Below are 19,535 nucleotides of genomic sequence, written 5' to 3' on the forward strand. Positions count from 1 at the left end.
AGGGAATTTTGCTATCAGCGGCAGGAGTGGGCGCTGCCGCCTGACTGGAACTCTCCGGCCTTTCGGAACTTTCCACAGTGCGGGGCGTGTCGCCAGCACATCCGGCCAGCAACAGGCACGTCAAAAGCAAAGCAAGTAAGCTGGAGCTTCTCCTCGGCGCGGGCGCGGCACTTCACCGCAGCCTTGCAGAACTGGCACCAGGGGCCGGGGAGATAGTCCCCCTCACCCTTATGGGCCAGTTCCGCTTTGGGCTTGAGGATGTTCTCCGCCCAGGCGTTCAGCTCGTCCACCGAGATCGTCCAAGTGGACACATTTTCCCGGCGGGGCTGGTAGATACTCATGCTCACCTCAGAGATGTCGTAGAGGGAGTCGAACAGCCGGAGTGCGCCCAGGGCATACAGCATCATCTGGGGATTCCCCTCGGCCTCCACCAGAACGCCCTGTCCGTACTTGAAGTCGATGATGTGGAGCAGCTTGTCTGCCACGATGAGGCAGTCCCCGGTACCGAAGCCCTCCGGGACCCAGCAGGAGAAGTCCAGCCGCTGTTCGATGAGGGCCAGCGGATCGACGCACTCCAGCTTGGCCTGGGCAAGCTGCTCCAGCACGAACTCCACATAGCCGTCCGTGTATGCGTCCATCTCGTCACAGTCGTACTTGGACACCGGCTTGCGGGAGCGCATCTTCAGAGCGCGGCGGAGCTTGTGTTCGCACAGGGCATGAGCGGCGGTGCCTTCGGCCGCGGCCTCCGTTTCCCGGTCGGCGAACTCCCGCTCCAGACGGGCGGAGGGGGTACAGTTCATCCAGCGGTGGCTAGACGATGCAGAGAGGATTGCGTGTGCGTTAGCTGCCATGGCCTAGCACCTCCGCGTCCTTCAGGAGGGCGGCATAGTGCTTGGGTCCCACGCCGCTGAGTTTATCGGCTCCGTACTTCTGGAGCAGGCCCCGCACCTCGGCGGTGTACCCATCGTGGCTGCGCTCCGCCAGCACCGCCCGAACCTCCTCCAGCGTGATGGCCTTGGGGGGCGGACCAGCGGGAGCCGATTCCGGGGGTGCTGCCGGGACAGGAGCGGGGGTGTCCTCCGGGTCGCTCTGGCCCAAGGCGGTGGCCACGGCCTGGAGGCTGTCCGCCAGGGAGCGGATGTCCTCGACCACATCGAGGAGCAGCTTGATCCTACTCACAGACCGCACCTCCCTCCGGCACCTCGGTGATGCACACCGACTCCACGCTGTTTCCGGGGACCAGGATCATCACCTTTTCCTGCCGCCCCAGCAGCCGGGTGAGCAGCTTTTCCCGCAGGGACACGTTCCGGCATTGCACGATGCCGCCGCTCTGGGGTTCCTTGGACACGCTGATTTTCAGATTGTGTTATTTGGAACCTCCGACCAAACAGGAAAGCTGGTTGTCTACATAGGACAGGCCGGGGCCAGGAAAAACGGCGAAGGCATCCTTAACCGTCTGCGGGAGCATAAACGCAATCCGGAAAAGGATTACTGGGCAGAGGCGGTAGTGTTTACCACATCAAATAATTCCTTTGGCCCCACAGAAATCAGCTATCTTGAAAATCGTTTCTGCAATCTCGCTATCGCTGCCAACCGCTATGAAGTGAAAAATGGCAATGATCCCACTTCTGGGAATATAACCGAGGAGAAAGAAAGTGAGTTGGAGGAATTCATTGATTTCGCCAAGCTCATCATGGGTACATTAGGACACAAGGTTTTTGTCCCGCTGAGCCAAGTTCAGTCATCAAAAGAGCTACCAGTGGATGGGGTAGAAGCAGACGAAGGAACTATATTTTACCTTACCCGCACAATTAAGCAGTATGGCATAACCGTCAACGCTGTGGCAAGGCAAACCAGTGATGGCTTTGTTGTATTGCGGGGCAGCAGCATTTCGCCGCAGGATGACAGCACTGTCTCAGCCGGAATCAGGGAACGCCGAAAGTCGGCTCAAGTAGATGAAAACTATGTTCTATTGGAAGACGTCCTTCTTGCCAGCCCATCTGGAGCGGCTATGTTTGTTATAGGAAAAAGCGCAAACGGATGGACTTCCTGGAAAACCCAAGATGGGAAGACCCTCCATGACTTGGAAAGTGACCAGTGAGTGAGGCAACAACCTTTCAACGATTCCCCCAACCTTTTAATTTTCCCTCCCGTGGGGCAGGGGGAGGGTGCAAATTGCAAATCTTTCCTGATGGTGTATTGACCCCGCAAAACGAAAAAAGCGGGACGCCGGAGGATATCCGCACCCCCTGCGTCCCGCTTTTCCCCTGATTACAAGGCTTTTTCATAGGCAAAATTAAAAAGTCCTCAGCCGATTGTATCATCGACTGAGGACTTTCGTGGTGCGGGTGACAGGACTCGAACCTGCACAGTCTCCCACCAGAACCTAAATCTGGCGCGTCTGCCAATTCCGCCACACCCGCATATGTACAAAGTTATTATACAGGTATTTGGCGGGAAGTGCAAGCTTTTTATAATAAATTTTTTATCTTCAAGGGCTTTTGCGGGATATTTCCCAATGAGCGTTGCACTCCTTAATCCAATATTTTGCCTGTTACAAATGAAACTGAAAAAAGCTTTTGCGGAAAAATATAGATTTAGTAGATACTCAAAGTCCTTTGTTTCAGGGAATTTAATAGAAAAACACGACCTTTCACCTCATATCAATTGAAATTCCAACGTTTATATGCTATAGTGGTACTTAGCATTTTTTCTTTATCGAAAGGAATTATAGACCAATGGAAAACATATCATTCATGACAGTTTCTGATGTTGCTGCCAAATTAAAGATCACGGCACCATCGGTTCGGACTCTTATTAAGAGCGAGCTCTTGTCTGCCCAGAGAATCGGCAAACAATGGGTTGTTACCCCTGAAGACCTGGATTCATATATTACCAAAAATGATGTGATAATCGAGCCAGATGACCATCCACGAATTGGTGATGATATTCCCCAAATTACTGCACTGAGCTTTTTCTCCGGAGCCATGGGCTTAGACATCGGTATGAAAAACGGCGGGATTGATGCCCTCCTTGCCTGCGAGTTCAACAACTACTGCCGAATGACCATAAATGAAAACAACCCCAATATTGGATTAATTGGGGACATAACAAAATACGATGCCCCTGACATTTTAAAAATGGCCAACCTCCCGCCGAAGGCTCATGTCGATGTAATCTTTGGCGGCCCACCATGCCAAGCTTTTAGTACCGCCGGAAACCGTAAGGGCTTTGATGATTCCAGAGGGAATATCTTTCTCCGCTACCTCGATATAGTTGGCGAGATCAAGCCAACCTATGTTGTTATAGAAAATGTCCGTGGATTGCTGTCAGCAGAGTATCCATACAAGGACATTTCAAAGCCATTCAAAGGTGGAGCATTGCTTATAATCATTGATCGCTTGCAAGAACTTGGGTACACCCTTTCCTTCGAACTGTATAATGCCGCCAACTTTGGCGCCCCGCAAATCCGGGAAAGGGTTGTGATGATAGGCAAATTAAACGGAGACAAAGTCCCTTATCTTTCTCCTACAAACAGCGATAAAGAGAAATATGGCCTGCCAGGTTGGAACACATTAGCAGATGCATTAAAACACCTGCCATCTGATACTGAACACCACTACATAGAATTTCCTGAAAAGAGGTTGAAATATTACCGTATGCTCACAGAAGGGCAATATTGGAAAGACCTTCCCCCGGATATACAAGTTGAAGCCATGGGCGATAAATTGAAACTTGGTGGAGGTAAAACAGGATTTTACCGTCGGCTGTCCTTCGGAAAACCATCCCCGACATTGGTGACCAATCCAACCATGCCTGCCACGGATTTATGCCATCCAACGGAAGACCGCCCATTAAGTGTTGAGGAATATGGCTGTATCCAAGGCTTCCCTTCTGATTGGAAAATTTGCGGTTCCATATTGGAGCAGTACAAGCAAATAGGGAACGCTGTTCCTATAAAATTGGGCGAAGCAATAGCGCGTACAATCATTGCCGATATGGACGGGACGCCCCTGCCGCAAATTCCTGGTTTTGATTATTCCAGATACAAAAGCACAAGCGATACATCTTGGCAGAAGCAGATGGATAGCAATCTTTCAAAATTACGGAATGAAAACCAACAGCTTTCTGTTGCCGATCTAATCTAAAAATCAAGTGGCATGCATTCCCATAGGATGCATGCCTTCTTTCAAATCATCCTTTCAAAGACAGCGGCATCCGCCAAATTAAACAAATAACTTTCCCTAGCATTATGGTCATCATTCACCCTATGCATGTAAGCATGCAAGACTACTTCTCCAGCCTGAATTTTTTCTGCCATTCTTTGGAAAGGTGCCCTCCAGACACCGTACAACTCGTTAACCTTTATGTTTCTATAGGCTAATTGCGACCAATATACCCAAAAATAGATATCACAGTCTGGATGTTTTTCTATGTAATTCTCATAATCTTTTTTATTAAAGGTAACTGTGTAGGCCGGATCATATGGTACCCCTCCATACATATACCTCCCCGCTGTAAAAAACGGGGTATTCTGTGTCTTTAAATCCGCGTAACGGTTATGCGTATAATCAAACAAATCAATTTCCCACGGTTTTTGGTCTTTTTCGGGGTTGATCCGTATGTCTATGCCCAACCTGGGAACAATATGTTCAACAAAATCATTCTCTTCCCCTTCTCCCCAAACATACCATTGTGTTCGGTCTTCTGTGTTAAACAATGCCTGATTCCTATCTGCAACTGAAATAAACTTTGCATACCAGTTTCCTATTCTGCTTATGGCTACATTAAATTCAATGGTGCAGTCCATTTGCACCACATCAGGAATTTCCTGAAAATAAATTGTCAGTATCCCTATATCATCATTTCTTGTATCTACTTGTCCTCTTTTTGCCTCCCGGTCTAATGAGATTAGTATTCCTTCCACAAGCGAAACCTCCCATCCAAATGCTAACCTTGTGGATTATAATTCCAAATACTTGAATAACCAATTGCAGGTATTGGATTGATATATTCGATGTCTTTAAGAATCGAAGCATACCTGCCAACCGCATAATCTCCGCAGTCATAATTTGAAGGATTTTCCTTACAGGTTTTTGCTGCAAATTCTTCATCAATATAAACGCAGTCCACCAAATTACATTTAGCAATTATCATCCCGTACATAAATGGTTTCCCATCTAAATATGAGGTAAGCCTTTTTATCCTCTCATCTTTTGTGGGCACTTTTGCTAATCCAGCATGAATATATAGTTCTCCCCTGTAAGAAGTTGACCAGCTTCTTGTTTCAATCGTCTTTACCTGATTTCCTATAAGGCTTGCCCACGGTTCCCTCAGTGTTAAAACTTTCATGCTTGAGCAAGCTCCTATCTTCCACTAAGCATCCTGGAAATCGACTGTTTTGTTTCCACACCTACTGCCCGCGCAATATCTATCAATTCCTCATAACAGCCAGGTCCTCCAATTGTATCCCACATTTCCTTGCCAATCAAAACGACTGGATCATGGTGGAAATCAAAAATCCCCATTGGCGGAGTATGGGCATAATCACTTTTATTCTCACCATATGGGTTATATGGCAGACCAAAATAAGTATTACAGTTTGGATCTGCCAATGTTAAACGCAGACAATCCTCCTTAGCTACTGCCGTCTGGTCAATATTAGGCTTTACCGTTTTCAAACTGATATAGTTGTTAATTCCATCTTTTTGCCACCATAAATCCGATATTATTCTTATAGGGGTCACTGTCCCTGATAAAGGAATCGCCCTAAGTGTGGCAATCGTGGTATTCCAATCAGAATGCCGACCATTTCTTAACCCCTGCATATGTGCTGAAATTGCCACAGAATAAGCATTGTCCAAATTAATAAAGGTTTCCTTTTGCCTCTGCGCCTCAGAAGCACCATTTGAAAAAGCAACAAGCCTTGCTATTTCTTCAATGACCCTCTGCCCAAACGATGTGCTAAAGGATCGTTCAAATCTGCTCCCAAAAAGGGCCTCTTCTGACAATAATGCAGAATGGAATGGACGATAGGTTGCTTCACCCTGCAGTCTCTTAATCGTGTTATTTACACAATTTCTAAACTCATTTGCTATCATTTGCCGGTATCTTTGATCCATAATTCCCCCTAATCCTCTGTAATAATACTTGGGTTTTCCATTACCACCCTATACAAGAAATCTCGATAATCTTCCTCTGATATTTCACATGATACTTCACCATATTTTAAATCCCTATTAATAATTTCGTTTAGCTTATCCTATTCATATGAAGGATACGGTCTCCCATTATTCTTTTTCGTTTTAAGGCGAAACCATTTTTCAATTTTCGTACCATTTCTAATAGCGCTACTGGAACTGTTTTCTGTATTATTCTTATTTTTGACCTGTAATAATACCGAACCATCTCTTTTACAAAAATCAACAGCTCTGAGAGCATTACCAGAACACCATACCCAGCCATAATCCTCCACATTTTCTGCTATGTATTCTTCTAATAACTCGCCTTGGATATTTTCAGCCGACATGAACAAGTTATGGGCATTTCCCATCTCCTCAATCTCATCGTCATCCAAATCACACGCGATTTTAACAATCATAGCCAGTGCGGGATCGGAGCATGTCCTTTTTGCCTCTCCTATATGTGAACTTGGTAAATTAATGATACTTTGGATGTATCTATTAATCCAGTTCCTCAAACATTTTTCTTCCGAGTTCTTATTTTGATTTGGGAATAAATTTTTCCTATCCAACATTGCAACTTGGAAAATATCATCCATATCTTCATTCTCTATCCCCTTTTCATACTTAATGTCTTCATACAAATCCCATAATTCGTCATCTGACATATACGAATTAGCAAGCACATTTTCTTTTCCCATATTTCACCTCTATATATTAATCCCGTGAAATTTATACTAGAAATTACACACAACTATCATACTACAAAATGTATAATTTCACAATAGTAACCTTAATCAGAGCTGTGTGGTGAAGAGAGTAACATTAAAATCAGAGAAAACCAGAGTGTTTTCTACTGCTTATTTTTTATCTCGAAGGACGGCGGAAGGAGGTTAAAAGATGGACAAATACACGTATTTGACATTCGATCAGCGCCGCGAGATCGAAAAACTGCATAACGCGAACAAACGGAAGATTTACAGCGCCGACCGCGCGCAGACGGTTTTTCAAGACAATATCGCGAAGCGCGGAAACCGTCAATCCGCCGCCGCGAAATAATCCACAGGAAAGGGGATATTCAACATGGCAAATGAAGCAAGAGGGATCGACCTTTATAACAAACTTCACACGTGCTTGAAAATCGCGCTGACCGCACCGAAGCAGAAGAACGGCGACGAATTGAGTTGTCACGCGAACAACATTATCCGCAATCTTGCAAAGAGCGTTGAAAGCGGAGAAACGTGGTACGATCCGACCGTTGAAATTTGGTGCGACTACTTTATCGGAAAATGCTTCTGTAGGTACTCTCGTATAAAGTCAGTCACCTGACCTCTCATCTGTTCCAGCTTAATCATGTCCACAATACCAAACGGCTTGACATTATCAGAGCGGATACAGTGAACAACATTTGCATAGGCCCGTAGCCGCCCACCGATGCACTCGATTCTTACAATCGTGTTCCCGGCATCGTTCTTCAATTCCGCTGGCGGCAGATTGCGGTACTCCACATCTTCCAGCCCCAAGGCAAGTTCAAGGTTCATCCCATCCAGTCCCTGCTGGCACTTCTTTTTGTTCAGCCGTACCTTTTCCACTGCCTCACCTCCTATAAAAAACAAAAAAGAGCCAAGCCGCCCTCTCTGGGTAGCTCCGCTCAACTAAGCACTTAAGAAATTCTATTCACTTTTTGCAGACTTTGATCTTATTTAGATATTATACATGATTATCTTGATTCTGGCAACAGGTTTTTGAAAAATTTTTAATCTTTTTTCTTCCCTGTTTTCCTCTGCATTTCTCTCACTTGCCCCGGCAACAAATCGGTAACAAATCCCGGAATCACCCCGTCGAACACAAAAAGAAGAAATCCCTCAAACCGTTGTGGCTCAAGGGATTTCATGGAGCTGCTAAGCAGATTTGAACTGCTGACCTCATCCTTACCAAGGATGCGCTCTACCAACTGAGCCATAGCAGCGCAATAGTTCACCAAGTGAACTATGCCAACTTTAAAAGCTGGATGGCGACCCGGAACGGGCTCGAACCGTCGACCTCTAGCGTGACAGGCTAGCGTTCTAACCAACTGAACTACCGGGCCATCCGGCGCCCGAATCACTTCGAGCGACAGTCAATATTATACACGGTTCGAGCCGCCTTGTCAACCCCTGCGGGCAAAAAACTTTTCAGGGATGGTTTCACCCTTTTTCGCCCCGGATAACCATGGTGCTCTCCCGCTCATACAGCACCCGCACCTGCTGAAAGCCTGCATTTTCCAGCAGGGCTTTCTGGTGCTCCCAGGTTAGGGGGGTATCAATGTGGATAAACTGGCTCTCAGGGATACCGCTCTTCTCCCGTTTGCGCCGCAGGTGCTCCTGGCACAGGGTTTCCTCCTCGGGGCAGCAGGCAATGTAGTCGCACTCTATATAATACCCGCCTGGGGCCAGGGCGCGGTGCAGCTTCTCATAAATGGCCTGCTTTTTTTGAAAATCGAAGTGGTGCAGGGTTTCAAAGGACAGGGCCGCGTCAAAGGCTTCCTCCCCAAAAGGCACCTGGAAATAATCGCCTTGGATAAGCCGGATACCCTTTCCTGGGAAATTCTCCCGCAGCCTGCCCAGCATGGCAGAGGACAGGTCAATGCCTGTCACCTGAAGCTGGGGGAAGCGCTTGAACATGGCCTCCAGCTCCAACCCGGTGCCGCAGCCGATGTCCAGCAGGCTGGCAAGCCCTTCATCGAAAAATTCCGCGATTTCCCGGTATTCTGCCCCCCAGCTTCCCATATGTACATCTTCGTATTTGTCCAGCCGGGCAGCGAAAAAATCCGCCATGCCTTCCGCTGGATCCTCCCGTGTCTGCAAAAGCCAGTTTTTTAAATCCTTCAGGTACTGCGCTGTTTCCTCCGGCGTGCGTTTTTTGCTTTCTAGCATACTGGTTCCTCCTTATCCTGCCCCGCAAGCCGCCAAAAGGCTTCCTCCAGCAGGGCTTCCACCTGCTCTCCCGGTAGGTGGATACAGTTTGACACAATCTGGGTGGCAATGCCGTGGGAATAAAGCCACACATGGATGAAAAGCCGCTCTGCCTGCTCTAAAGGCAGATTTGCCGTTATGGCCGCGTTTTCAATGGAAGCCCTGTTCCAGGGGGCTTTCAGGATGTCCTCCAGGGAGGCCCCCGCCATAGTCAGGTTCATAAACAAGGCGTTGAAGATGTGCTTTTCCTGCCGGGCAAAGGCCACATAGGCAATGGCCTGGCTTAAAAGCCTGTTTTCCTCTGTCATCCGCTGGGCCATAAAGGCGTCATACTGCCGGTCAAGCTCTTCCTTTAAGTCTGTCCGCAGCGCCTCCATAGAGGTATACACCCGGAAAAGGGGCTGGGTGGAACAGCCCAGGGCCTGGGCAAGGCTGCGGGCGTTGACGTTTCCCAGCCCGCCCTCCCGCACAAGTTGTACGGCAGCGGCAAGAATCTCCTGTTTGGTGATGGTAGGTTTTGGGGGCATACCCGGCCTCCTTTATAATAACATATGTTACGTAACATTTGTTATTATAAAACGGATTCCCTTTCCTGTCAAGAAGGAAAATTTGCTCAGTCCAGCTTTATGCCCTTGAGCAGATCGCAGAGGGCCATGGCGGGCAGGGTGAGCAGGCACCACAAAAGGGAATAGGGCAGGCACACCTGTCCCAGGATATTCAGGGGCATGTCCCTGTAATCCCACACCTCGAAGCCCAGCAGATGATTCACCACAAGGCCGGTGCAAAGCTCTACCCCGGTGATAATGCCGGAGCCTGTGAGGCACCGCAGGGCAAGGCTTCTGTGGGACAGAGGGCCGCAGCAGATCCGCCCTATCAGGGTGAGGCACAGGCCCCCTGCAAGGGCCATAGAATAGTGGGTGCGTCCCCGCCAAATCATCTCTAAGGTGGGGTATGCGCAGCTTCCGGTTAAAAACAGCAGTCCGTCCATAAATCGCCATAGGATGCAGGCTTCCCGCACAGGGCCATGAAACATGCATCCGTTCCTCCTTTTTATGCGTGCTTTGCCCATTCCCCGGGCTTTCCTGTATTCTGCCACAAAGGGGGCTTTTTATGAGGGGCGGGTGTTTTTTCCCCGGGCCGCTTGTATTTTGCCCCCTGGTTCGCTATAATATAGATTCAGACGTTACTTTATTTTATAAAGAAAAGGCGGTGTGCGGCATGAAAATTCTGGTGACAGGCGGGGCCGGGTATATCGGTTCCCACACCTGCATTGTCCTGCTGGAACAGGGCTATGAGGTGGTAATTGTGGACAACCTCTGCAACAGCAAGGCTGTGGTGGTGGACAGGATTAAGGAATTGAGCGGCAAGGACGTAACCTTCTATGAGGAGGACGTGTGCAGCGAAAAGGCCCTTAGGGAGATCTTCCGCAAAGAGGGTATTGACGCGGTAATTCACTTTGCCGGGCTGAAAGCGGTGGGGGAGTCTGTGGAAATCCCCCTGCGGTATTATGAAAACAACCTGGGATCCACCATCACCCTTTTAAAGGTTATGGAGGAGTTCCATGTGCAGAACATTGTGTTCAGCTCCTCCGCCACAGTATATGGCGACCTGACACAGCCTCCCCTGCGGGAGGACGCTCCCCTGCCAAACCACGCCAACTGCCCTTACGGCACCACCAAGCTGATGATTGAGCAGGTTTTGAAGGACTATGCCGCCGCAAACCAGGGCTTTAACCCAGTGCTTCTCCGGTATTTTAACCCTGTGGGCGCCCACGAAAGCGGCCGCATAGGGGAGGATCCTGCCGGCATCCCCAACAACCTTTCCCCTTATATCATCCAAACCGTAGTGGGCAAGCGGGACAAGCTCCACGTGTTTGGCAACGACTATCCCACCCCCGACGGCACCTGCCTGCGGGACTATATCCATGTGGTGGATTTGGCGGAGGGCCATGTGGCGGCTTTAAAGCTGTTTGAAAAGGGGAACTGCGGCCTGCGGGTGTATAACCTGGGCACAGGCCGGGCTTATTCTGTGCTGGAGGTGCTGAAAGCCTATTCCGAGGCTGCCGGACAGGAGATCCCCTATGTGATAGAAGGCCGCCGGGCCGGGGACTTGCCGGAAAGCTACGCCGACGTTTCCAAAGCAAAGGAAGAACTGCACTGGGAAGCAAAGCGAACCTTGCAGGACATGTGCGCAGATTCCCTGCGCTGGCAGAGGCAGAACCCCGATGGCTATGGGGAATAAGCTGCTGATAGGGGAGAGGGTGGTGCTGGCCTCCCAGTCCCCCAGCCGGAAAATGCTGCTGGAACAGGCGGGGATAGCCTTTGACGTGGTGGTTTCCGGGGTGGAGGAGGACGTGCCGGAGGGCTTCACCCCCGCCCGGACTGTGGAGGAATTAAGCGCCCGGAAGGCCCGGGCTGTGGCTCCCCTGTGCCCGGGCAGGGCGGTTATCGCGGCGGATTCCGTAGTGTCCATCGACGGGCTGGTGCTGGGCAAGCCGGAAAGCGACGAGGCCGCCTGCCGGATGCTCCGCAGGCTTTCCGGCCGCACCCACGAGATTTTCACCGGGGTATGCCTGCTGGCAAAAGGCGGGCAGCAGGTGTTCCACCAAGTGACCCAGGTGAAGTTTTACGATTTGACTGACGAGGAAATCGCCGCTTACGTGGCCATGGGGGAGTCCCGGGGCCGGGCCGGCTCTTATGGCATTGAGGGCGCGGGGGTTATCCTGGTGGAAAGCATTCAGGGAGACTATTCCAACATTGTGGGCCTGCCTGTGGCGGAAACCCTGCGGCGGCTGCGGGCCATGCTGGGATAGGTCGTCCCCCATGGAGGGAGCTTATGGTAAAAAAGGAATATGCGGGAGAGGAATTTTCTGCCCTGCGGCTGGAGGAGGGGGATTTTCGCGGCGTCCTGTTTGAGGACTGCCTCTTTACAGACTGCCGCTTCCAGGGGCTTTCCTTCCAGGGCTGCCGCTTCACCGGGTGCCATTTTGCCCGGTGCCGCTTAGGAGGGCTTTCCTTTGACAACGTCCAGGCCATGGGCAATTCCTTTGAGGACTGCGCGGTGCTGGGAATAGACTGGGCCGCCCTCTTAGACCCCCGCAAGCAGGATTTGGGCTTCCTGCCCTTTGACAGCTTTGCCCGCTGCACCCTGCACCACTGCCTCTTTTTCCACCTGGAGCTGGGGAAGTTCTCTTTTGCTGGCTGCGATCTTTCCGGCAGCTTTTTTGAGGACTGCCGCCTTAGCGGGGCGGATTTTTCCGGCTGCCTGCTGCGGGGCGCCGCTTTTTCCCACAACGACCTTTCCAGCGCGGATTTCCGGGGGGCCGCGGAGTACAGCTTCTCTATAGAGGGCAACCAGGTGAAGGGGGCGAAGTTCTCCATGCCCGAGGCGGTAAGCCTTCTGTATGGCCTGGGGCTGGAGATTGACGGAGGATGACAGACGGGAGCAAAGGCAGAGGAACGTTTCTTTTTGCCTTTGCTCTTTCTTTTTCAAAGCTTTTGTGGTATACTGGCAAGGCTGGAGCCATGCCTGCGCCTTTATAACAGCCTGCACCCGCTGGGGCAGGACAGGAACCTGTGTGAAAAGCCTGAAAGCTTTCAGGCTTTCGCAGGGCGCAAAAGGGCATACTGCAAGCGGCGTTCCGGCAAAAATACGCGCTGTATCCCTGCGGAAAAAGGGAACAGCAGTGGAGGTTTTTTATGATGGAAAGCAAAACAGCACACCCCGCCCGTCCCATGCAGGAGCTGGTGCTCACTGCCCTGTTCGCCGCCATTATTCTCTTAATGGCTTTCACGCCTTTGGGGCTTATCGACCTGCCCCTTATCAAGGCCACCATCCTGCATGTGCCGGTCATTATCGGCTCTGTGGTTCTTGGCCCTAAGCGGGGGGCTGGGCTGGGCGCTCTTTTCGGCCTTGTCAGCCTTTGGAAAAACACCATGGCCCCCAGCCTTTTAAGCTTTGCCTTTTCCCCCTTTGTGCCCCTGCCCGGAACGGACAAGGGCAGCCTGTGGGCGCTGCTGATCTGCCTTGTGCCCCGCATCCTTACAGGCGCGGTGCCCTGGTTCGTATTTGCCGGCATGTCCCGGCTGGCAAAGGGAAGGGCCTGGGGACGCGGGGCAGGTTTTGTGCTGGCGGGGATTGCCGGCGCGGCGGTGAACACCGTGTTGGTAATGGGCCTGATGGGCCTTGTGCTGGGAGAGGCTTTTGCCGCGGCCCAGGGCATTTCCCATACCCTGGTTAGTGGGGCCATTTTAAGCATTATGCTGGCAAACGGCATTCCCGAGGCCATAGCGGCGGCAGTGCTTTGCGGGGCTGTATGCGCGGGGCTTGACAAGGCCCGCGTTATCCCCAACAGGGAACAGGAGGAGAAAGCATGATTCTTGCAATTGACATAGGCAATACCAACACAGTGCTGGGGTGCCTGGAGGGGGACAATCTCCTTTTCACCCTGCGCATCCGCAGCGACCGCTACAAGACAGCAGACGAATACAGCCTGCTTTTAGAGGGCCTGCTCTCCCGGCAGGGGGTGGATCCCAAGGGCTTAGAGGGCGGGATTTTAGCCAGCGTGGTGCCGGAACTGCGCACTGTCATTGCGGACGCGGCCCGGCAGATGACGGGGAAGGAATTCCTGGTTGTAGGCGCGGGGCTAAAAACAGGCCTGGATATCCGTATCGACAACCCGGCCCAGCTTGGGGCAGACCGGGTGGTGGACGCAGTGGCGGCTTTGGCTGCATACGACCCGCCCTTGGTTATTTTTGACATGGGCACTGCCACCACTATGTCGGTGGTGGGAAAGAACGGCGCCCACCTGGGGGGCATGATTATGCCCGGCCTGCGCACCTCTGTAGACGCCCTCAGCGCCCGGGCGGCCCAGCTTCCCTATATCCATCTGGAAGCCCCGCCCCGGGTTATCGGCACCAACACGGTGGACTGTATGCAGGCCGGGGCTATTTATGGCAGCGCCTGTATGCTGGACGGCCTTATCGGCCGGGTGGAGGAAGCCCTGGGGGAGAAGGTTACGGCAGTGGCCACAGGGGGGCTGATGGCAGTTGTCCACCCTTATTGCAAAAGGGAAATCCACTATGAGCCGAACCTGCTCTTAAAGGGCCTGCACCTGCTCTACGAGAAAAACAGGAAGGCATAAGGCAGCACCGCACAATTCCCTGCTTCCGCCTTAAACGGCATCCCGCGGGAGCTTTTTTCGCCATATACCACTTAGGATTATGTGGTATTGCCATAAATAAAACCGCAAAGAAAGTGCGCGTACCCGCAAAAGGGCCGCGCACTTTTTTATGGCTTCCGCTGTTTCCCGCTGCAAGCCGCCAGGCTTTCCAGCCGCAGCATGGCGCTGGAAAGCATCCGCGTCCCCAAGGCAAACCCCATGGCTGCCGCAGCGCCTCCTGCCCCCAGGCCAATGAAGGAAAACCCGCTTAGAAAAAACAGCCAAACGCCTGCGGCTCCTCCCAGCCCCAGCAAAAGCCCAAAGAGCGCCCAGGCAGAAAGCCTGTACAGCTTTTCCCACATGGAACTGTTATTTTCCACCGCCACCATCCCTTCCAAAAATTTTCCTCCCTTATAATAGGACAAATCGTCCTTTTTGTCAATACTCCTTTATGCCAAAATGTTCTATAAGGACAGGGGCGAGGAGGTGAGCCGGATGGAAAATCGCTTGCGGGAGCTGCGGAAAAAGCGGCGGCTAACCCAGGTGGGCCTGCAAATGCAGACAGGCATCGAGCAGACCCTGATTTCCAAATATGAGCGGGGAGAGCGGGTGCCGCCTACGGAAACCCTGATGGTGCTGGCAAAGTTTTTCGGCACCACCATGGACTATATCATGTGCCTGACGGATAATCCCCAGCGCCCGCCGCCTTTGGGCAGGGAGCCTGCCCCGGATAAGGAAAAGCCCGGTGCCTCAAAATTTTCCAAAAGCACTTGACAAGGGAAAAAAGCAACGGTATAATGATAGTGTCCTAACAGTTTTGGAACTAACAGATTGGGGGATCCCGGAAAGGAGCAGCCAGATGGAAAATCGCGAACCTCTTCAGGGGCATCCGGCCCCGCGCAAGGAGCACTGGGACGAAATCGGCTTTCAGATACACCGGCTGCACATTTTGTGCAAGCGGCTGGTGGATCAGCAGGCCTTTCAGGACATGGCGGAAAAGCCCACCAAAACCCAGACCTGGGTGATGGGGTATCTCTATGAAAACCGGAACCGGGATGTGTTCCAACGGGATATCCAGGAGCAGTTCGGGGTGCGGCGGTCCACAGTGACGGGCATTTTGCAGTTGATGGAAAAAAACGGCTGGATAACCCGGCAGTCTGTAGGGGAGGACGCGCGGCTGAAAAAAATCCAGTTGACCCCGCAGGCAGTGGAGCTGCATGAGCGGGTGGGGGAGTGCATCCGCAAAACAGAGGAGCAGCTTTCCCAGGGGCTTTCCCCGGAGGAAAAGCAGGAGTTTTTCCGGCTGTGCGGCAAGATACGCGGCAATGCTGAGAGCGCCATGAAGTGACAGCGCTCTTTTCTGCCCATATTGTTAGGGAACGTACTGTAAGGATATAAACTTATAAAAATTCAAGGCAGCCATCCCCATCCGCCACACTTACTTGTGAAGGTTTTTGAAGATTTTTAAGAAACTTTTTCCTTAAAAAAGTTTCTTAAGCGGGGTTTGGGGCAGGCCCCCAACGAAAGAAAGGAAGCGGTGCATATGATACGAAAGCTTGCCGGCAGCGTCCGGCAGTATAAGAAGGACGCCTTGCTGGCTCCGGCCTTTGTCACCATGGAAGCGGTGATGGAGGTGGTAATCCCCCTGCTGATGGCAGTGCTGATTGACCAGGGCATTGAAGCAGGGGACATGGGGACTATCCTCAAGGTGGGCGCTGCCCTGGCTGCAGCCACCCTTATTTCCCTGGCCTTTGGTTTTTTGGCAGGACGCAGCGCCGCCAAGGCTTCCGCCGGGTTTGCAGCCAACCTGCGGCAGGATATGTTCCACAAGGTGCAGGGCTATTCCTTTGGGAACATCGACAAATTTTCCTCCGCCAGCATTGTCACCCGGCTTACCACTGACGTGACAAACCTGCAAAACGCTTTCCAGATGATGACCCGTTCGGTGCGGGCGCCTGCCATGCTGGTGTTTTCCCTTATCATGTCTTTTTACCTGAACCCCGGCCTGTCCCTGGTGTTCCTTGTCGCCATCCCGGTTCTGGGGGCAGGTCTGCTGTTTATCGCCAGCAAGGCCCACCCGGTGTTCGAGCGCATGTTCAAGCGCTATGACCGGCTGAACGTGGTGGTGCAGGAAAACCTGCGGGGCATTCGGGCGGTGAAAGCCTTTGTGCGGGAGGAGCACGAGACGGAGAAGTTTACAGCCGCCAGCGAGGACATCCGGCACGATTCGGCCCTGGCGGAAAAAATCCTGGCCTTTAACGCACCGTTAATGCAGTTTTGCATGTATGCCTGCATTCTGCTCATCTCCTGGTTTGGGGCAAAGCTGATTTTCAAAGGCTCCATGACCACAGGCCAGCTTATGAGCCTTTTGTCCTATGCCAGCCAAATCCTTATGAGCCTGATGATGCTCTCCATGTTCTTTGTGATGATCACCATGTCCCGGGCTTCCATAGAGCGCATTACAGAGCTGCTGGAGGAGGAAAACGAAATTAGCGACGGGGAAAAGGGCCTTGCGGCTGTGGCAGACGGCTCTGTGCGCTTTGAGAACGTGGAGTTCCGCTATCAAAAGGAGGGGCGTGTGTGCCTTTCCGAAATTAACCTGGAAATTGCCTCTGGCCAGACTGTGGGCATTCTGGGGGGCACAGGCGCTGGCAAAAGCAGCCTGGTGCAGCTTATCCCCCGGCTGTATGACTGCACCGGGGGCCGGGTGCTGGTGGGCGGCGCGGACGTGCGGGACTATACCCTCCGGGCCTTGCGGGAGGAGGTTGCCATGGTGCTGCAAAAAAACGAGCTTTTCTCCGGCACCATCAAGGAAAACCTGCGCTGGGGCAATGAAAGGGCCACAGACGAGGAGCTTGCCCATGTGTGCGAGCTGGCCCAGGCAGACGGGTTTATCCGGCAGTTCCCAGAGGGCTATGACACCTATATCGAGCAGGGAGGCTCCAATGTGTCCGGCGGGCAGAAGCAGCGGCTGTGCATTGCCAGGGCCTTGCTGAAAAAGCCGAAAATCCTTATTTTAGACGATTCCACCAGCGCGGTGGACACCCGCACAGACGCCCTCATCCGCCAGGCCTTCCGGGAGGAAATCCCCGGCACCACGAAAATCATCATTGCCCAGCGGGTAGCCTCTGTCCAGGATGCCGACCAGATTATCGTGCTGGATGGCGGTAAGATAGCGGATGCGGGCACCCATGAGGAACTGATGGAAAAGAGCGCCATTTACCGGGAAGTATATGAATCGCAGCAGAAGGGAGAGGATGGCCATGGCGCAGCCTAGAGTACACGGAGGCCCTCCGGGCCGGGGGCCGGGAGCCTTTGTAAAAGGCCAGGGGCCTAAAAACCAGGGGAAAACCATAAAACGGCTGTTAAGCTATTTGGGCCGGGGGTATCAGGCGCGGTTTGCCGTGGTGCTTCTTTGCATCCTGCTAAGCGCTGTGGCCGGGGTGCTTGGATCCATGTTCCTGCAAACCCTCATTGACGATTACATCGAACCCCTTATGGCAGTATATGCCGGCACGTCCCAGGCCTTTTCCAGTGTAGGGCAGGGGATGGCGGCCCTGCTGGGGGCCATTGGCAGGATGGCGCTTATCTACCTTTTAGGCGTTGGCTCCACCTTCCTATATAACTGGCTGATGGTGGGCATTTCCCAGGGAATGCTGAAAAAAATCCGGGACGATTTGTTCTCCCACATGCAGGCCTTGCCTATCAAGTATTTCGACACCCACACCCACGGCGACCTGATGAGCCGCTACACTAACGACACCGACACCCTGCGGCAGATGATTTCCCAGGGAATCCCCCAGGCCTTTTCCTCGGTGATCACAGTGGTTTCCGTGTTCTGCGCCATGGTAACCACCAGCATCCCCCTCACGGCTCTGGTAGTCCTGTTCGTGGCTTTCATGCTGGCGGTAACCAAGCATATCGGCGGGCAGAGCGGCAAGTATTTCGTCCGGCAGCAGCGGGCCTTGGGGGCGGTGAACGGCTTTATCGAAGAGCTGGTCACCGGGCAGAAGGTGGTGCAGGTGTTCTGCCATGAGGACAAAGCCAAAGAGGACTTTGACGCTCTCAACGAGGAACTGCGCCGGGAAGCGGACGCTGCCAACAGCTACGCCAACATTATGGGGCCGGTTATGAACAACCTGGGCCACTTGCAGTATGTGCTCATCGCCATTGCCGGAGGCGCCCTGTCCCTTTCCGGCATAGGCGGGCTGACCCTGGGAGGCATCGCGGCGTTTTTGCAGCTAAGCCGCAGCTTCACCCAGCCCATCAGCCAGATTTCCCAGCAGTTCAACACCATCATTATGGCCCTGGCCGGAGCCGAGCGCATCTTTGACGTGATGGATGAGGCCCCAGAGCAGGACGAGGGGTATGTCACCCTGGTGAACGCAAAAGAGGTGGACGGAAAGCTTGCGGAGACAGCGGAGCGCACAGGGCTGTGGGCCTGGAAGCACCCCCACCACGATGGATCTGTCACCTACACCCGGCTGACAGGCCGGGTGGAACTGCGGGAGGTGGACTTCGGCTACAATGAGGAAAAGCTGGTGCTCCACGACGTGTCTTTGGAGGCCCAGCCCGGGCAGAAGGTGGCCTTTGTAGGGGCCACAGGCGCGGGCAAAACCACCATCACCAACCTGATAAACCGCTTCTATGACATTGCGGACGGGAAAATCCGCTATGACGGCATCAACATCAACAAGATTAAAAAGCCGGATCTCCGCCGCTCTTTGGGCATTGTGCTCCAGGACACCAACCTGTTCACCGGGACGGTGGGGGACAACATCCGCTACGGAAAGCTTGACGCCACCGACGAGGAGGTGGAAGCGGCGGCAAAGCTTGCAAACGCCGACAGCTTCATCCGCCGCCTGCCAAAGGGCTATGACACAGTGCTCTCCGGGGACGGGGGCAGCCTTTCCCAGGGCCAGCGGCAGCTTCTGGCCATTGCCCGGGCGGCTGTGGCAGATCCCCCTGTGATGGTGCTGGACGAGGCCACCTCTTCCATCGACACCCGCACCGAACGCCTGGTGCAGCAGGGTATGGACGGGCTGATGCAGGGCCGCACTGTGTTTGTCATCGCCCACAGGCTTTCCACTGTGCAGAATTCCGACAGCATTATGGTGCTGGAGCTGGGCCGCATTATCGAGCGGGGCAGCCATAAAGAGCTTATTGCCCAGAAGGGGAAATACTACCAGCTTTACACAGGTGCCTTTGAGCTGGAATAGCTTTCCCGGGATATGGTTT

23 protein-coding genes, 3 tRNA genes and 1 pseudogene are annotated in these 19,535 nt (G+C 52.7%); 12 read left to right on the forward strand and 15 right to left on the reverse strand.

Annotation, left to right across the window (positions count from 1 at the left end; translation table 11 throughout):
* Positions 1-113: 113 nt before the first annotated feature.
* The 3 genes and pseudogenes from D1841_RS04965 to D1841_RS04975 all read right to left on the reverse strand — a co-directional run.
* Positions 114-851: pseudogene (locus tag D1841_RS04965) on the reverse strand (DUF2800 domain-containing protein); the annotation flags it as partial.
* Entirely contained in the window at positions 841-1,179 is a 339-nt protein-coding gene (locus D1841_RS04970) for an rRNA biogenesis protein rrp5 (protein ID WP_160641556.1), read from the reverse strand. The gene D1841_RS04970 and the pseudogene D1841_RS04965, both read right to left, overlap by 11 nt.
* On the reverse strand, positions 1,172-1,318 hold the full coding sequence (locus D1841_RS04975; RefSeq protein ID WP_166554230.1) for a hypothetical protein: 147 nt from the start codon (positions 1,316-1,318) through the stop codon (positions 1,172-1,174). Before D1841_RS04975 ends, D1841_RS04970 begins: the two co-directional genes overlap by 8 nt.
* Between D1841_RS04975 and D1841_RS04980 the strand changes: the two genes are divergently transcribed.
* Positions 1,313-2,101, forward strand: a complete 789-nt coding sequence (locus tag D1841_RS04980) for a GIY-YIG nuclease family protein (protein WP_237076143.1) — start codon at positions 1,313-1,315, stop codon at positions 2,099-2,101. The two genes, D1841_RS04975 and D1841_RS04980, sit on opposite strands and share 6 nt — an antisense overlap.
* 239 nt (positions 2,102-2,340) lie before the next feature.
* Here the strand turns inward: D1841_RS04980 and D1841_RS04985 are convergent.
* Positions 2,341-2,423 (reverse strand) — tRNA-Leu (locus D1841_RS04985).
* Positions 2,424-2,738: 315 nt separating this feature from the next.
* Between D1841_RS04985 and D1841_RS04990 the strand changes: the two genes are divergently transcribed.
* Positions 2,739-4,148 (forward strand): DNA cytosine methyltransferase, encoded by a 1,410-nt coding sequence (locus D1841_RS04990; protein WP_160641560.1) that lies wholly within the window; start codon positions 2,739-2,741, stop codon positions 4,146-4,148.
* A 41-nt stretch (positions 4,149-4,189) separates the two neighbouring features.
* Here D1841_RS04990 and D1841_RS04995 read toward each other — a convergent pair whose 3' ends face one another.
* The 4 genes from D1841_RS04995 to D1841_RS05010 all read right to left on the reverse strand — a co-directional run bounded on the left by D1841_RS04995 (position 4,190) and on the right by D1841_RS05010 (position 6,883).
* Entirely contained in the window at positions 4,190-4,927 is a 738-nt protein-coding gene (locus D1841_RS04995; RefSeq protein WP_160641561.1) for a hypothetical protein, read from the reverse strand.
* A 23-nt stretch (positions 4,928-4,950) separates the two neighbouring features.
* Positions 4,951-5,352 carry an ASCH domain-containing protein gene (locus tag D1841_RS05000; protein ID WP_160641562.1) on the reverse strand — a complete coding sequence of 134 codons (402 nt, stop codon included), beginning with the start codon at positions 5,350-5,352 and terminating at the stop codon, positions 4,951-4,953.
* A 14-nt stretch (positions 5,353-5,366) separates the two neighbouring features.
* Positions 5,367-6,122: a TdeIII family type II restriction endonuclease gene (locus tag D1841_RS05005; RefSeq protein WP_160641563.1), complete on the reverse strand. Its 756-nt coding sequence runs from the start codon at positions 6,120-6,122 to the stop codon at positions 5,367-5,369.
* Between the two features lie 140 nt (positions 6,123-6,262).
* Complete coding sequence (locus D1841_RS05010) at positions 6,263-6,883, reverse strand: SinI family restriction endonuclease (RefSeq protein ID WP_201751179.1); 621 nt, start codon at positions 6,881-6,883, stop codon at positions 6,263-6,265.
* A 199-nt stretch (positions 6,884-7,082) separates the two neighbouring features.
* Between D1841_RS05010 and D1841_RS05015 the strand changes: the two genes are divergently transcribed.
* Positions 7,083-7,241 (forward strand): helix-turn-helix domain-containing protein, encoded by a 159-nt coding sequence (locus D1841_RS05015; RefSeq protein WP_160641564.1) that lies wholly within the window; start codon positions 7,083-7,085, stop codon positions 7,239-7,241.
* Between the two features lie 215 nt (positions 7,242-7,456).
* Here D1841_RS05015 and D1841_RS05020 read toward each other — a convergent pair whose 3' ends face one another.
* From D1841_RS05020 to D1841_RS05045, 6 genes are all read right to left on the reverse strand, one after another.
* Positions 7,457-7,774: a hypothetical protein gene (locus D1841_RS05020; protein ID WP_160641565.1), complete on the reverse strand. Its 318-nt coding sequence runs from the start codon at positions 7,772-7,774 to the stop codon at positions 7,457-7,459.
* Positions 7,775-8,075: 301 nt separating this feature from the next.
* Positions 8,076-8,151 (reverse strand) — tRNA-Thr (locus D1841_RS05025).
* 43 nt (positions 8,152-8,194) lie between these two features.
* A tRNA-Asp gene (locus tag D1841_RS05030) sits at positions 8,195-8,271 on the reverse strand.
* A 97-nt stretch (positions 8,272-8,368) separates the two neighbouring features.
* Positions 8,369-9,097, reverse strand: coding sequence for a class I SAM-dependent methyltransferase (locus D1841_RS05035; protein WP_160641567.1), 729 nt, complete (start codon positions 9,095-9,097; stop codon positions 8,369-8,371).
* A complete protein-coding gene (locus tag D1841_RS05040; RefSeq protein WP_160641568.1) occupies positions 9,091-9,663 on the reverse strand; it encodes a TetR/AcrR family transcriptional regulator in 573 nt (190 codons plus the stop codon). The genes D1841_RS05035 and D1841_RS05040 overlap by 7 nt, the downstream gene beginning before the upstream one ends.
* 86 nt (positions 9,664-9,749) lie before the next feature.
* A complete protein-coding gene (locus tag D1841_RS05045) occupies positions 9,750-10,169 on the reverse strand; it encodes a putative ABC transporter permease (protein ID WP_237076146.1) in 420 nt (139 codons plus the stop codon).
* A gap of 185 nt (positions 10,170-10,354) precedes the next feature.
* On the opposite strand from D1841_RS05045, the gene galE reads away from it, so the two are divergent.
* The 5 genes from galE to D1841_RS05070 all read left to right on the forward strand — a co-directional run bounded on the left by galE (position 10,355) and on the right by D1841_RS05070 (position 14,279).
* Positions 10,355-11,377, forward strand: a complete 1,023-nt coding sequence (gene galE / locus D1841_RS05050; protein ID WP_160641569.1) for a UDP-glucose 4-epimerase GalE — start codon at positions 10,355-10,357, stop codon at positions 11,375-11,377.
* The gene (locus D1841_RS05055) at positions 11,361-11,948 is read left to right on the forward strand and encodes a nucleoside triphosphate pyrophosphatase (RefSeq protein ID WP_201751180.1); all 588 of its coding nucleotides are present in this window, start codon (positions 11,361-11,363) and stop codon (positions 11,946-11,948) included. Before galE ends, D1841_RS05055 begins: the two co-directional genes overlap by 17 nt.
* A gap of 23 nt (positions 11,949-11,971) precedes the next feature.
* Positions 11,972-12,571 (forward strand): pentapeptide repeat-containing protein, encoded by a 600-nt coding sequence (locus D1841_RS05060; RefSeq protein ID WP_160641570.1) that lies wholly within the window; start codon positions 11,972-11,974, stop codon positions 12,569-12,571.
* 263 nt (positions 12,572-12,834) lie between these two features.
* Positions 12,835-13,512, forward strand: a complete 678-nt coding sequence (locus D1841_RS05065) for an ECF transporter S component (RefSeq protein ID WP_237076147.1) — start codon at positions 12,835-12,837, stop codon at positions 13,510-13,512.
* Positions 13,509-14,279 carry a type III pantothenate kinase gene (locus D1841_RS05070; protein WP_160641571.1) on the forward strand — a complete coding sequence of 257 codons (771 nt, stop codon included), beginning with the start codon at positions 13,509-13,511 and terminating at the stop codon, positions 14,277-14,279. The genes D1841_RS05065 and D1841_RS05070 overlap by 4 nt, the downstream gene beginning before the upstream one ends.
* A gap of 146 nt (positions 14,280-14,425) precedes the next feature.
* On the opposite strand, the gene D1841_RS05075 is transcribed toward D1841_RS05070, so the two are convergent.
* The gene (locus tag D1841_RS05075; RefSeq protein ID WP_160641572.1) at positions 14,426-14,695 is read right to left on the reverse strand and encodes a hypothetical protein; all 270 of its coding nucleotides are present in this window, start codon (positions 14,693-14,695) and stop codon (positions 14,426-14,428) included.
* 97 nt (positions 14,696-14,792) lie between these two features.
* Between D1841_RS05075 and D1841_RS05080 the strand changes: the two genes are divergently transcribed.
* The 4 genes from D1841_RS05080 (at position 14,793) to D1841_RS05095 (ending at position 19,516) form a co-directional block, all read left to right on the forward strand.
* Entirely contained in the window at positions 14,793-15,071 is a 279-nt protein-coding gene (locus D1841_RS05080) for a helix-turn-helix domain-containing protein (protein WP_160641573.1), read from the forward strand.
* An 85-nt stretch (positions 15,072-15,156) separates the two neighbouring features.
* Positions 15,157-15,645, forward strand: a complete 489-nt coding sequence (locus D1841_RS05085; protein ID WP_160641574.1) for a MarR family winged helix-turn-helix transcriptional regulator — start codon at positions 15,157-15,159, stop codon at positions 15,643-15,645.
* Positions 15,646-15,840: 195 nt separating this feature from the next.
* Positions 15,841-17,574 carry an ABC transporter ATP-binding protein gene (locus tag D1841_RS05090; protein ID WP_160641575.1) on the forward strand — a complete coding sequence of 578 codons (1,734 nt, stop codon included), beginning with the start codon at positions 15,841-15,843 and terminating at the stop codon, positions 17,572-17,574.
* Positions 17,561-19,516, forward strand: a complete 1,956-nt coding sequence (locus tag D1841_RS05095; protein WP_371721447.1) for an ABC transporter ATP-binding protein — start codon at positions 17,561-17,563, stop codon at positions 19,514-19,516. The genes D1841_RS05090 and D1841_RS05095 overlap by 14 nt, the downstream gene beginning before the upstream one ends.
* Positions 19,517-19,535 lie beyond the last annotated feature (19 nt).

Source organism: Neglectibacter sp. X4 (genome assembly GCF_009917365.1).
In the GTDB taxonomy this organism is placed as follows: Bacteria; Bacillota; Clostridia; order Oscillospirales; family Acutalibacteraceae; genus Acutalibacter.